Origin of the sequence: Legionella saoudiensis (genome assembly GCF_001465875.1) — a bacterium.
Taxonomy (GTDB): Bacteria; Pseudomonadota; Gammaproteobacteria; order Legionellales; family Legionellaceae; genus Legionella; species Legionella saoudiensis.
Map to the genome: position 1 here is coordinate 477,787 of NZ_LN901324.1, position 13,951 is coordinate 491,737.

The following is a 13,951-nucleotide window of genomic DNA, read 5'->3' on the forward strand; positions in this document are numbered from 1 at the left end:
GCTCCTATTGTTTCTCAAGTCCGGTTTCATCCATATGTTTCGTTAGGTAAAACGCTTGGATTAGTACAAAAAGCAGGGTAAATCCTACACCACCAAATAATTTAAAGTTAACCCAGGCATCCGTATCATAATGGTACGCCACATAAATATTGACTGCGCCCATTAAAATAAAGAACAAAGACCAAGCAATATTGAGCCTATGCCAGATCTTGGAAGGGAGTGATACATTAGCTTCCATCATTTTTTGAATTAATGGTTTACTGCCTATAAAACTTGAACTAAAAAATATCAATGCAGAAAGCCAATAAATTCCAGTTGGCTTCCATTTGATAAACCACGGATTATGGAAAAAGAGTGTGGCGCCTCCAAGTACCATGATAATGGCCAAGCTAATTAAATGCATTTTTTCATAATGTTGGAATTTTAAACGGTAGAATGCCACTTGGCTTAATGAGGCAACCATTGCCACTGCAGTGGCTGTATATATGTTAGAAAGTTTATATACGATAAAAAATAAAACTATAGGGAAAAAATCAAATAGTAATTTCATATATTCATTAATACTATAAACAAGTTATTTTCAGTATAACACAAGTTTTGCTTTCACTCTCGCAAGGTTCATGCCGTAAATAAAAAATTTTTGTAACTATTTAGTTAAAAAAATTTGTTGGCCAAGGTATAAAGGTGTATTCCACTTAAGTCCGGGATTCAAAGAAAGAATTTGATTTATGGGAACCTGATGACGTTTTGCGATCCCATCCAGCGTATCTCCTTGGCGAACTACATAGTACTGGGGTTGCTTTACTGTTTTCCAAATAATTAATTGCTGTCCGACACGTAAGCGTTGGTCACTGGATAATTTATTCCAGACCAAAATATCATTGGCGTTAACCCCATATAATTTTTCCAGACGTTGGTAGCTATCAGTAGCTTGTACAATATGAATCATACGTCGCCTTCCTGCAGTAATCATAGGAGCAGGGGGAGGGGCTCTATATTGATCGGATTTACTGTAGTAGGTTGTCTTGACAAGAGGAATTTCTTTTTTAGGAGTAATTGGCGCAAGTGGTGCATTTCGCGTACTAGGAATCAAAATAGATTGATTGGGTTTTATTTGATTTGAGGTTAATTGATTCAATTGTTTAATTAAATTTACTGTCGTATGGTATCTATTCGCAATAGTATCTAGATTGTCTCCTTGTTGCACCTGGTGTTTGGTCCAGCTCACACGTTTCTCTTCAGGGAAATTGGCTAAATTTAAATTAAATTGACGAACTTTTTCTGTGGGAATCAATAACTTAAAGGGTTTATAAGGGGCGGTAGTCCAATGATTGAATCCCGGATTTAACTTGATTAACTCTCGATAACTAATTCCTGCTAATTTTGCTGCATGGTTTAGATCGATTTGGCTGCCAATGTTCACTTCCTGGAAATAGGGCTGATAAGGAATTTCAGGAATGGATAATTTATATTGTTGTGCATTATTGATAATTTCTGCAAATGCGAGTAATCGCGGAACGTAAATTTGAGTTTCTCCAGGAACAGGCAGGTCCCAGAAGCTAGTACTTCGATTTTCTTGTTGAGCTGCTTTGATTGCTCGTGATATGGTCCCTTCACCTGCATCATAAGAGGCAATTGCTAATGTCCAATTACCGTTAAAAAATTTATTTAGATAAACCAGGTAATTAAGTGCGGCATCAGTTGATGGGCCAATACTGCGTCGTCCATCAAACCACCAATCTTGTTTTAATCCCAAATCTTTTCCTGTTCCTGGCATCAGTTGCCATAGACCCGCTGCGCCAACACCCGAATAAGCAAAGGGATCAAAAGCACTTTCAATCATAGGAATTAGGGCTAACTCCCCAGGCAAGTTTCTTTTCTTTATTTCAGTCACAATGTGATAGATATAAGGTTGGGATTGACGAAATACCTTTTGCAAATAACTTGGATGAGCAATTAGCCAACGGATTTGTCCTTGGACTTCAGCACGGGAAATTTCATGGTCTAATTTAAATTCACTGCGAAGCACTTCCCAAACATTGGAAGTGGCATGGGTATTAGCTATACCACAAAAAATGAGAATACCTAATAAAAAACTTTTTATTATTATTATTTTCAATGGTATTTACCTATGAATACTATTGGCCTCCCAGTGTACTAAAGTTTATTCGATGATTAAACCCTTTTTGGTTATCCTTGGCGCATAAAGAATTTAATTGTATCTTGTTGTATTTTATTTGAAATTATTTTTTGCTTCGCGCAATGTGGTAAAAATATCCAATGGTGTACCCGTTAAGGCTCCATGACGATAAGCAAATGCTTGCACTTCCGCGCTGTGTGTCCGTAAAAAAGGATTCATTGCTAACTCAATTTCTATAGTTGATGGTAATGAGCACGAATTCATTTCTGTCTGTAATTTGTGAATATACATTTTGGTAAATTTGTTGTGAGGCTCTACTGTTTCGGCAAAACGTAAATTTTGCATGGTGTATTCATGGGCACAAAATACTTTTGTTTCCAGAGGAAGTGATTTAAACAGCTCCATTGAATGGTACAGTTGCTCTATTGTCCCATCAAATACTCTGCCACAACCTGCCGAAAAAAGCGTATCGCCACAAAATAGCCAACCTTGTTGAGGCTCATAATAGCTGATATGACTGGATGTATGCCCAGGATTAAATAGAATGCGGAAAGAATACTTTCCGACTTGGATGGTTTGATGCTCGCTTACGTAATGATTTATATAGGAAATGCGGGGATCGTTAGGACCATAAACTATACAATTCGGCGTGTGATACAAGAGCTGGTCTACACCACCAATGTGATCGTGGTGGTGATGCGTTAATAAAATAGAGCGCAGCTCCAGATGCTGTTCTTTAGCAAATTGAAGCACAGGTTGTGCCTGGCCAGGATCAACACAATCAAATACCCCTATCTCTTGATCAATAATAGCCCAGATGTAATTATCAGTGAAAGCAGGAATGGGGATAATATTCATGTTAGTAGGTCTCAATTAAGTAAGAGGAAACCCCCGGGTTAAAATAAGTTCTCAGGGTATCTAAGACGGTTTTCATTTCTTGCGCAAAAGTATAGGGTGGATTGATTACCCAAAGTCCTGTTCCTGACATTCCTTCCATCGGGGCCATAGTCAAGTTAAATTCAATACGTAATGCATTGCTGGCTTTAATATCTTTCATGTTTCGCACCAGTCTATCAACCAGTCTTCTATCAACAACTGGATACCAAAGACAGTAAACCCCGGTAGAAAAACGAGCCACCGCTTGCTTTATAGCTGCAGGAATCGTTTTGTACTCATCTTTTATCTCAAAGGAGGGATCAATAAAAATTAAACCTCTTTTTTCAGGTGGCGGCAGTAATGCATTCATTGCAGCAACCCCATCAGTATTGCTGTAATGCACTTTTTTATTGAGGCGCGGTAAGGTGCTTAGCTCATCAAATTCAGTTGGATGAAGTTCGCAAAAATACATTCGATCCTGAGCACGTAGGTTTTTAATTGCCAGGCTAGGAGAACCAGGATAGTGCTTCAACTCATTATTTTTATTGAGCTCTGAAATAGACTGAATGTAATTATGAAACACGGGAGGTAGGACCTTGTGGTCAGGCCAAATTAATTTAATACCCTGCTTGTATTCCCCTGTTTTTTCCGCTTGTTTGTTTTTTAAGTCGTAAATTCCTTTTCCAGAATGAGTTTCAAGATAAAACAAAGGCTTATCTTTGATAGTTAAGTAGTTTAGTAGGCGTGTTAAGGCGATATGTTTCATTACGTCGGCATAATTACCGGCATGATATCCGTGTTGATAGCTCAGCATAAATTATTTTTCTTGAAAGGGTAATGTAATGAATTATATCAGATTAAAAAATTTTTCTACTATACTCTTTGTAGGAAGGGTGAATTTTTACAGTATCTCGCACCCTTTTGATAAGTCTGAGGAGACAGCGATGAGAGATCTGCATGAAGATTATGATGATCAGTCTTTATCTGATTACAGTTACGATGATGATGCTGATGCTACGGACACTGCTCATCGAAAAAATGTTCGGCGAATGTTAGAAGAGCGATTGGAACGCAAACGTTTACGCGAGGAATTTAAAGACGATTTTGATGAACTCAGTGGTGAGTTTGATTGGGATTCGTTTGAAGACAAATAATTTGAATATAGGGTTAAGCCTGGTTGCAATTGCTTGCAGCCAGGCGTATTTTTTATATTTGAATACGAGCAACTTGTGGCGTTATTTCATTAATAGACTCATCTTCTGAGCGGTCATTCCCAAAAAAAGAAATACTTAAATCAGCATAACGCGTATTTTGGAGCATTTTTTTCCCTGTTTTTTTCTGATCTAAATTAAGTAAAGCTAAGGTTAATTCTCGATCGCCATTTTGGGCGGCACGCTGCAATAATGTAGCTCCCTCAAAAGGTTGATGGATATCAATAACACCTTGGTAAGCCTGTACTATTTGAGGTAAATTGCTTCTTAATGCGTAGATGAATAGGCGTATGTTTTCCGGGTAAGTTTGTAAATTCTTAGTTTGAGGCTCATTTTGTGATTTTTGATGGAGGTAACGAATCCTTTCATTAAATTCTTCTCCATAAATCATTTTAGAGATTTGTTGCAATCTTTCGAATTGGTACTCTTCCATATGCGCTTTAGGCATTAACTGATGAAAGGCATGAATATCTTCGTAATATGGAACCCAACGCGCATAACATTCCCAAGCTAGAAGCCCGGCTTTGTTTTTAGCTTGAAGCCCTTGATTTATATCATCGGGTTTTATGAACTTCAAAAGGTTAAGTGTTTCTGGGGCTGCGGTGCTTAACGCATGAAAAAAGTTATTTCCTTGCAGATCAACGGCCAAAACGTTTGCGCCATTTTCTAGAAACACTTGTACTATTTCCAATGCATTAAAAGGACTATAACCGTCAATTACTGTACCTGCTACCAGTGTGTGGAGTAACGGGCTATTATTTACTCCGTCCCATATATCTAAATCAGCCCCATCTTTAATATGAGTAAGAACCTGCTCTGTATCTATTTCTATACCATCACCATTCTCATCAGCTGCAGCAAGTGCAAAGGCATTTTTAATGGTGTTAAGAAGCTTAAAGGTAACGGCAATATTAGCGATTTTCATGGTCAAAATAATTCCTTGATGGTCATATTGCGCAATATTTTACCATTAAAGGCTTAACTATTTATTAACAGGTAACTTAATTGATGCTGCTATTAAAGTATTTTCCAGAAGACTAGCAACCGTCATGGGGCCAACACCACCAGGAACCGGGGTTATCCAGCCTACTTTATGAATTGCTTTTTTGAAATCGACATCACCACGAATGGTCCCGTCAGCGAGTCGATGAATGCCGACATCAATAATAACTTGATTTTTATTGAGCCACTCAACATCAATAACATCCATATGTCCTGTTGCAACAATAACGAAATCAGCAATGCGTACAAAATGCTCGAGATTTTGAGTAAGGCGATGGCAAATGGTAACCGTTGCTCCGGCGGCAAGTAATTCCAAGCTCATGGGACGCCCTACAATATTGGATGCACCAATTACCACCGCATGTTTGCCTTTTACGTTCAGTTGATAATGCTCCAGTAAGCTCATAATACCCATAGGAGTGCATGGGCGAAGGAGGGGATTGCGTTGTGCTAGTCGACCTAAATTATAGGGGTGGAAGCCGTCAACATCTTTTGCAGGTGTAATACGCTCAATGATCTTAGCTTCATTAATGTGTTTCGGAAGTGGCAATTGGATGAGAATGCCATCAATCTCTTGGGCGTTATTTAATTTATCAACAAGCTTAATTAATTCTTCTTGGCTGGTTTCCTCAGGTAAGTCATGAGAGTGAGAAGTGATACCCACTTCAGCACAAGCTTTACGTTTATTATTAACATAAACTGCTGAGGCTGGATCAGTGCCTATAAGTACTACCGCAAGACCTGGAGCACGATGTCCTTGTTGCACGAGCTCATGCACACGTTGTTTTAATTCATCTCGACGGAGCGCTGATAAAAATTTTCCATCAATCAATGATGCTGACATAGTAATCCGGGAAAAAAGCAGGGGATAAATTATGTATTAGAGGTAGTGCTAATGCAAGTGATTTAAAATGGGAGGTGATGGCTTTGTTTTTCATGCGGTGATTTTCTTACATGGGAATCACCGCATTTTAGGTTCACTATTTGATATCCGCCTGCTTACCTGAAAAAAGATAACTTATGGAAACCAATACTTCATTAGAATGGTAGGAGCCAGGATTTAATGATTGACTGGACCAGGTCCCTTTCCCTGGACCAGAACTAATTTGCCCTAGATCTTGATAACTATACGCAACCGAGAGCATCCACTGAGGTGTCAGTTGGAGATCAACGCCGGCACCTACATTATATGTAAATTCACTGGTACTGAAATCAGAAAACTGCGGGCTTACTCGCGGCATAATTCCAGCGGGAGCTATTTCTTTATAATTAGAGGTTCTATTAAATGAACTCCCAATTCCCGCGTGCGCAAAAGGAGAAAATCGTCCATATTGAAAGAGATTAACTTTTGCAGAAGCCAGAAGCATATTCGCTGTTAAATCCCAATTATATTTATAATTAGCGAATTCAGGACCTGAATTGTGCAGAATAGTATTTCCAATATTAGTTCTGAAAAAATATTTCCATACGGCACTAAAGGAATAAGACGGAAACCAGTAACTATCATGTTGCCAACGGCGTCCTAAAGCAACACCGATTACTGGCTCACTTTGATTGCGGGTGGAAAATAAGTTATTACTGCGAGGGGAAGCCGGAGTTGGCGCATTATTAACCTTCATAAGGTTATGCCATTGCGGATATTGGACTCCCGCGCCAAAAGAAATAATCCAGTTACCTGGCATACTCCAAAATGGTTCTAGATTGTTTTCCGTATCTTGAGAAAAAGTAGGACTACTAAAAACAAATGCTAAGGTAGCTATGCTGCGACCAAAAAAATTCCATCTCATAGAATGCGTCTCAAAGTGCTTTTTCAAAATAAAGCCAACGAAATTATCATGGCTATTCAAATGGATCAAGAAAAATAATTGTTACTTGAGGCTTGAGTAGGTAAACTTTGAAAATGAATCGCTTAAGGTATAGACAAAGCAAATCCAGTAATATAAATTGACCCATTTTATTTAGGAATAATGAATGCGTATTGCCTTAGTGCTTGAGTACGATGGTAGCCACTATCATGGCTGGCAAGCACAAACGGGCTTGCATACCGTGCAACAAGCCTTAGAACATGCTTTATCAAAAGTCGCCGATAGTCCAATTTCTGTTGTTTGTGCAGGCAGAACGGACACTGGGGTGCACGCCACCAACCAAGTGGTTCATTTTGATACAGATAAAGAACGCAGTATAAGAGCATGGATTCATGGCGCAAATTCTTTTTTGCCTAAAGATGTTTGTGTCAAGTGGGGCAAAGAACTACCAGAAGAATTTAATGCACGGTACTCAGCAACGGCCAGAAGATACCGTTATATAATTTATAATGGAGCGATTCGACCTGCTTTATTGCGTAGTAATATGACTTGGCAGTACAGACAGTTGGATCACCGCTTAATGAATCAAGCGGCACAGTTTTTAGTTGGAGAAAAGGATTTTACTTCTTTCCGCTCAGTTGAATGTCAATCAAATACGCCGATGCGGAATGTTCATAAAATCCAGGTAACTCGCGCTAATGATTTAGTTATCATCGATATTACTGCGAATGCTTTTTTACATCACATGGTACGCAATATAGCGGGTGTTTTAATTGCTGTGGGCTCAGGAAAGCATCCTGTATCCTGGGTTGAAGAAGTTTTAAAAGCACGCGATAGGCGATTAGGTGCTGAAACGGCGCCTGCTTATGGCTTGTATTTAGTACAAGTGACTTATCCGCAGGAGTTTGGGATTTTACAAAATAGTCCGGGGCCGGCTTTTCTTTGGGAGAAATAATTGAATCCGTCGCGAGTGCGAGTCAAAATGTGTGGAATGACACGTAGTGACGACATTGCTCATGCTGTGCACTTAGGTGTTGATGCGATTGGTTTAATTTTTTATCCCAAAAGCTCGCGCCATGTCACTGTGGAACAAGCGAAGACCTTATTAAAGAATAGTCCACCATTTATTGATGCAGTAGCGGTTTTGGTCGATCCCGACGCAGAATTAGTACAGCAAATTATCGAAGAATTGCCGATTCAGCTCCTTCAATTTCATGGGTCTGAATCAGCGGAATTTTGTCAGCAGTTTAATAAACCATTTATTAAAGCCATTCATTCAAACTCAAGTGCATACATTCAACAGATGACACAAGATTATGGTAATGCGCGTGCTTTGTTATTGGATACGCCCTCAGACACAGTAAGAGGGGGGACCGGGCTCATTTTTGATTGGGGAGTCATTCCCCAACGACTAGAGAAACCATATATATTAGCAGGTGGGTTAGACGAATCGAACGTGGTGGATGCCATTAAAAGTTGCCATCCTTATGCAGTAGATTTATGCAGTGGTATCGAAGCGTCTCCTGGAATAAAAGATCACAAGAAGATGGCGCAGTTTATGAAGCGTATTTCAACGCTTGCCTTAAATTAAATACCATGACTACTAGGTTCTACCCTAGTTTACATAATGAGGTATATACGCAATGAATAAAAAAGAACTTCCTGATGAATATGGGCACTTTGGTCCCTATGGTGGCATTTTTGTTGCCGACACATTGATGCATGCTTTGCACGAGTTAGAACAAGCTTATAATAAATACCGCCATGATCCTGACTTTTTGGCCGAATTAAGTCGCGAATTAAGCTATTTTGTGGGACGTCCAAGCCCGCTTTATCACGCAGAGCGTTTAAGTCAGCTCATTGGAGGAGCACAAATTTATCTTAAGCGTGAAGACTTGAACCACACCGGTGCCCATAAAGTAAATAATACAGTAGGCCAGGCTTTGCTGGCAAAGCGCATGGGTAAAACACGAATTATTGCTGAAACTGGGGCGGGCCAGCATGGCGTTGCTTCAGCAACAGTTGCTGCTAAGTTAGGCTTTGAGTGTGTGGTTTATATGGGGGCGGAAGATATAAAACGCCAAGCAACCAATGTTTATCGGATGAAGTTGTTGGGTGCTGAGGTGGTACCTGTAACCGCTGGTTCCAGAACCTTAAAAGATGCATTGAATGAAGCCATGCGTGATTGGGTTAGTCATATTGATGATACCTTCTATATTATTGGAACAGTAGCAGGTCCTCATCCATACCCTCAGATTGTACGCGATTTTCAGACAGTTATCGGTACGGAAGCTCGCGCGCAATTCTTAGAAGAAAAAGGGCGGTTACCCGATGCTTTAGTGGCATGTATTGGCGGCGGCTCTAATGCAATTGGCTTATTCCACCCGTTCCTAAATGATGACTCCGTAGCTATTTATGGCGTAGAGGCTGGTGGTAAAGGCTTGGAAAGTGGCGAGCATTCTGCCTCATTGATTGCTGGGAAGCCTGGAGTATTACATGGTAATCGCACTTATTTACTTTGCGATGAGCATGGACAAATTCAAGATACACATTCAATTTCTGCGGGCCTTGATTATCCCGGCGTGGGGCCTGAGCATGCTTATTTAAAAGATACTGGGCGAGTGACATATGAAGCCATTAATGATGACGAAGCCTTAGATACATTTCGCACCTTGACTCGCGTTGAGGGAATTATGCCCGCATTAGAGTCGAGCCATGCGGTTGCCTATGCGATGAAATTAGCAAAAACAATGGACAAGAACCAAAACATTATCGTGAATTTATCCGGTCGTGGTGATAAAGACATGCATACTGTTGCAAGTATTGATGGGATTAGCGTATGAACCGAATAGACAAAGTTTTAGCTAAGATACAAGCCAATGGAAAAAAAATGCTGAGCCCTTATATTACGGCTGGTGATCCTTATCCTGAGATAACCGTAAAGTTAATGCATGAATTGGTAAGGGCAGGGGCTGATATTTTAGAAATTGGAATCCCTTTCTCTGACCCTATGGCCGAGGGAGTTGTAATTCAGCAAGCTATGGAACGTGCTTTAGCACATCAAGTGTATACTAAAGATGTATTGCATATGGTTAGCGAGTTTCGCCAACAAGACCAAGAAACGCCAATTGTGATCATGGGTTATTTAAACCCCATTGAACAATATGGCTATGAATTGTTTGCTAAGCACGCAACTGAAGCAGGGGTTGATGGTACGATTTTAGTAGATTTACCACCTGAAGAAAGTGCAGATGTTAATTCTATTTGGAAACAGCATGGCTTATATAGTATTTTTCTTTGCTCACCCACAACAACCGATGAGCGCATGGCGTTAATTCAACAGCATGCTCAAGGATATTTATACTATGTTTCTTTAAAAGGGGTAACCGGTTCGAGTAGTCTTGATACCTCCTCATTAAAGAACCAATACCAGCTACGTAAGGCACAAGTAAATTTACCCTTGATGGTTGGCTTTGGTATAAAAACTCCGGAGATGGCAGCAGAAGTTGCTCGCTTTGCGGATGGTGTTATTGTTGGAGCTGCTTTGATTAATCAGATTTTAGAGGCATATCAGGCAAAACATGATATGCTGCAAGCCGGAGCGAACTTAATTCATTCCATGCGCTGTGCGATGGATGAGCGATAATTATTTCAGGTTGGCTGACGAGGCTACCATGATCATCGAAGAAGGTCATCCTGCCGTTGGTGGGAAGTTATTTCTTGATGTGGAGTACCACATGTTAAGATAGCTTCCGCCTTCGCGGTAATGACAAATCTTTTTGATGATATTGATTGCGCCAACCTATTAAACAACTAGCAATTTTAATATAACGATCAGACGATCATATGGAAACGATGGAAAAACCGATGACAGAATTAACCGAAAAACGAGCACATTTTATCAGACAATTGATTACTGATGAGCTAGCTAGCGGCAAACATAAATCATTAGTGACGCGCTTCCCGCCGGAGCCTAATGGTTACTTGCACGTAGGTCATGCCAAATCCATTTGTCTTAATTTTGGTTTAGCACAAGAGTTTGGTGGTATCTGTTATCTGCGATTTGACGATACGAATCCCATCAAGGAAGAAGATGAATATGTTCATGCCATTATTGATGATGTGCGTTGGTTAGGCTTCGAATGGTGTGATATGACCCATTCGTCTGACTATTATCATGAGCTTTATGAATACGCCGTATTATTAATTAAAAATAATTTAGCTTATGTTGACAGTTTAAGCATGGAAGAAATTCGTGCTTATCGTGGAACCTTGCAAGAGCCAGGACGGGAAAGCCCATACCGTAACCGTCCTATAGAAGAAAGCCTGGATTTGTTTACCCGTATGAAAGCTGGCGAATTTGCTGATGGTACGCATGTATTAAGAGCAAAAATTGATATGCAATCGGGTAACATTAATATGCGCGATCCGGTCCTATATCGTATTCGTCACGCACATCACCAACGTACAGGCGATGAATGGTGCATTTACCCAATGTATGATTATGCACATCCTATTTCAGATGCCTTAGAAAAAATTACTCATTCTTTATGTACTCTGGAGTTTCAGGATCACCGGCCATTGTATGATTGGCTTATTGATAATTTACCTGTGCCTGCAAAGCCAGTACAAACAGAGTTTGCTCGTTTGAATTTATCGCATACGGTGACTTCTAAACGTAAGCTACGCGAGTTGGTAGAAAAAAATGCGGTTTCAGGTTGGGATGACCCCCGTATGCCAACATTACGTGGTATGCGTAAGCGAGGATATCCGCCCGCAGCGATCCGTCAATTTTGTGAAATGATCGGTATTTCACGTAGTGATTCAGTAATTGATATGTCTTTGTTGGAAGAATGTGTTCGCGCTGAGTTAAACCGAACCGCGAAGCGTGCCTTATGCGTTATGGATCCTTTAAAAGTAGTCATTGAAAACTATCCTGAAGGAAAAGTTGAGCAACTTAACGCATCATATAATCCACAAGATCCTGAAGCGGGACGACGCGAACTTCCATTTACAAGGGAAATTTATATTGAGCGCTCTGACTTTATGGAGGATCCTCCTAAGAAATTCTTCCGTTTATCGCCAGGTGCTGAAGTACGCTTACGTCATGCTTATGTGATTAAGTGTCATGAGGTAATTCATAACGAACAGGGCGAAGTAGTTGAGCTACGTTGTACTTATGATGAAAACACTTTAGGAAAAAATCCTGAAGATAGAAAAGTCAAGGGTGTAATTCATTGGGTATCAAGCGAGCATGCTTATCCAGTAACAATCCTGCAATATGATCGCTTGTTTACAGATGCGAATCCTGCCCGTGAAGAGGATTTTTTCCAATTTTTAAATCATGATTCATTACAAACAATGCAAGGTCTTTGCGAACCTTCCTTAGCCAACCAGCCAGTAGGTGAAGTATTCCAATTTGAACGATTGGGTTATTATTGCGTTAATGAAGAAAAAGACGGGCGCGTAAGTGCCTTTCATCGCGTGGTTGATTTGAAAGATACCTGGGGAAAAGTAAGCTAAGGGGCAGCAATGTTACATTTATTTAATTCGCTAACTAGAACAAAAGAGCCGTTTGTCTCCATAAATCCAGGAAAAATTGGGATGTATGTATGTGGCATTACTGTTTATGACCACTGTCATTTAGGCCATGCACGCTCTATGGTGTCTTTTGATGTGATTGTGCGTTATCTGCGTTCTCAAGGCTATGATGTTACCTTTGTACGTAATATTACTGACATTGATGACAAAATTATTGCGCGTGCTAATGAACGAGGTATTCCTATTGATGAATTAACCGCGCATTACATTGCGGCAATGCATGAAGACATGCAGGCTTTAAATATTTTGCCACCTGATTATGAGCCAAGAGCAACAGACCATATTGCTACGATTATTCGTTTAATAGAGCGTTTACTGGCAAAAGGTAATGCTTATGTGAGTGATAATGGTGATGTGTGCTACCAAGTAGATACTTTTGCTGATTACGGTAAATTATCACATAAAGATTTGGATGGTTTGATGTCTGGTGCACGTATTGAGGTAGTAAAAGAAAAACGTTCGCCACTTGATTTTGTATTGTGGAAAAAGGCCAAAGAAGGGGAGCCTAGTTGGCCTTCACCTTGGGGTGAAGGGCGTCCTGGATGGCATATTGAATGTTCGGCTATGGCGATGGAAGAGCTTGGAGAGCAATTTGATATTCATGGTGGTGGTTTAGATTTACAATTTCCGCATCATGAAAATGAAATTGCTCAAAGTGAAGCAGCGACTTGCAAGCCATTTGCTAATTATTGGATGCATGTTGGTATGCTGCAGGTAAATAATGAGAAAATGTCTAAGTCATTAGGTAATTTTTTCACAATTGCTGATGTATTGAATGAGCATCATCCTGAGGTCGTGCGTTATTTTCTGTTAAGTAGCCACTATCGGAGCTCATTAAATTACTCGGAAGAAAATTTAGTCAATGCTAAAAAAGCGTTGACTCGTCTATATCAAACAATGAAAGATGTAACTATTTCTAGTGATAGCGAGTTAGACGAGCATTGGATAGCGGAGTTTAATAAGGCAATGAATGATGATTTTAATACACCCGTTGCTTTATCTGTTTTATTCCAATTAAGTCATGAAGTGAATAAAAACGCTAATCCTGTTTTAGCCGCAACGCTAAAGCATCTTGCTGAGGTAATGGGTTTATTACAATCCAACGCGTCCGACTTCTTGCAAGCAGGTCTTGCGGATGATGACAAGGCCAAAATCGAGCAGTTAATTACCGAACGATTACAAGCAAGAGCAGATCGCAATTGGGAACGCGCTGATCAAATCCGCGCCGAATTACTCGCGCAAGGAATTGAATTGGAAGACGGCCCAAAAGGAACTACGTGGCGTAAGTTGGTTAAATAAAACAGGAAGTTTCATGC

Annotated in this window: 14 protein-coding genes; 7 read left to right on the forward strand and 7 right to left on the reverse strand. The window is 40.1% G+C overall.

The window, feature by feature from the left end; translation table 11 throughout:
- Positions 1-4 precede the first annotated feature (4 nt).
- The 4 genes from BN3124_RS11100 to BN3124_RS11115 all read right to left on the reverse strand — a co-directional run bounded on the left by BN3124_RS11100 (position 5) and on the right by BN3124_RS11115 (position 3,830).
- On the reverse strand, positions 5-550 hold the full coding sequence (locus BN3124_RS11100) for a septation protein A (RefSeq protein ID WP_058534867.1): 546 nt from the start codon (positions 548-550) through the stop codon (positions 5-7).
- A 96-nt stretch (positions 551-646) separates the two neighbouring features.
- Positions 647-2,107, reverse strand: a complete 1,461-nt coding sequence (locus BN3124_RS11105) for a lytic transglycosylase (RefSeq protein ID WP_407927396.1) — start codon at positions 2,105-2,107, stop codon at positions 647-649.
- 126 nt (positions 2,108-2,233) lie between these two features.
- A complete protein-coding gene (gene gloB, locus BN3124_RS11110; RefSeq protein ID WP_058534868.1) occupies positions 2,234-2,998 on the reverse strand; it encodes a hydroxyacylglutathione hydrolase in 765 nt (254 codons plus the stop codon).
- 1 nt (position 2,999) lies between these two features.
- The gene (locus tag BN3124_RS11115) at positions 3,000-3,830 is read right to left on the reverse strand and encodes a 23S rRNA (adenine(2030)-N(6))-methyltransferase RlmJ (RefSeq protein ID WP_058534869.1); all 831 of its coding nucleotides are present in this window, start codon (positions 3,828-3,830) and stop codon (positions 3,000-3,002) included.
- 130 nt (positions 3,831-3,960) lie between these two features.
- Here BN3124_RS11115 and BN3124_RS11120 point away from each other — a divergent pair, with 130 nt between their 5' ends.
- Positions 3,961-4,170, forward strand: coding sequence for a PA3496 family putative envelope integrity protein (locus tag BN3124_RS11120; RefSeq protein WP_058534870.1), 210 nt, complete (start codon positions 3,961-3,963; stop codon positions 4,168-4,170).
- A 52-nt stretch (positions 4,171-4,222) separates the two neighbouring features.
- Here the strand turns inward: BN3124_RS11120 and BN3124_RS11125 are convergent, their stop codons facing one another.
- The 3 genes from BN3124_RS11125 to BN3124_RS11135 form a co-directional block, all read right to left on the reverse strand.
- Complete coding sequence (locus BN3124_RS11125) at positions 4,223-5,152, reverse strand: hypothetical protein (RefSeq protein ID WP_058534871.1); 930 nt, start codon at positions 5,150-5,152, stop codon at positions 4,223-4,225.
- Positions 5,153-5,209: 57 nt separating this feature from the next.
- Complete coding sequence (gene folD, locus BN3124_RS11130; RefSeq protein WP_058534872.1) at positions 5,210-6,073, reverse strand: bifunctional methylenetetrahydrofolate dehydrogenase/methenyltetrahydrofolate cyclohydrolase FolD; 864 nt, start codon at positions 6,071-6,073, stop codon at positions 5,210-5,212.
- A gap of 136 nt (positions 6,074-6,209) precedes the next feature.
- Positions 6,210-7,016: an outer membrane protein gene (locus BN3124_RS11135; RefSeq protein ID WP_058534873.1), complete on the reverse strand. Its 807-nt coding sequence runs from the start codon at positions 7,014-7,016 to the stop codon at positions 6,210-6,212.
- 184 nt (positions 7,017-7,200) lie between these two features.
- Between BN3124_RS11135 and truA the strand changes: the two genes are divergently transcribed.
- The 6 genes from truA to cysS all read left to right on the forward strand — a co-directional run bounded on the left by truA (position 7,201) and on the right by cysS (position 13,934).
- Positions 7,201-7,989, forward strand: a complete 789-nt coding sequence (gene truA / locus BN3124_RS11140) for a tRNA pseudouridine(38-40) synthase TruA (protein ID WP_058534874.1) — start codon at positions 7,201-7,203, stop codon at positions 7,987-7,989.
- Positions 7,990-8,625: a phosphoribosylanthranilate isomerase gene (locus BN3124_RS11145; protein ID WP_058534875.1), complete on the forward strand. Its 636-nt coding sequence runs from the start codon at positions 7,990-7,992 to the stop codon at positions 8,623-8,625.
- A gap of 52 nt (positions 8,626-8,677) precedes the next feature.
- Entirely contained in the window at positions 8,678-9,877 is a 1,200-nt protein-coding gene (gene trpB, locus BN3124_RS11150) for a tryptophan synthase subunit beta (protein ID WP_058534876.1), read from the forward strand.
- On the forward strand, positions 9,874-10,680 hold the full coding sequence (trpA, locus tag BN3124_RS11155; RefSeq protein ID WP_058534877.1) for a tryptophan synthase subunit alpha: 807 nt from the start codon (positions 9,874-9,876) through the stop codon (positions 10,678-10,680). The genes trpB and trpA overlap by 4 nt, the downstream gene beginning before the upstream one ends.
- 221 nt (positions 10,681-10,901) lie before the next feature.
- Entirely contained in the window at positions 10,902-12,557 is a 1,656-nt protein-coding gene (locus BN3124_RS11160) for a glutamine--tRNA ligase/YqeY domain fusion protein (protein WP_058534878.1), read from the forward strand.
- A gap of 9 nt (positions 12,558-12,566) precedes the next feature.
- Positions 12,567-13,934: a cysteine--tRNA ligase gene (gene cysS, locus BN3124_RS11165; RefSeq protein WP_058534879.1), complete on the forward strand. Its 1,368-nt coding sequence runs from the start codon at positions 12,567-12,569 to the stop codon at positions 13,932-13,934.
- The last annotated feature ends 17 nt before the right edge of the window (positions 13,935-13,951 follow it).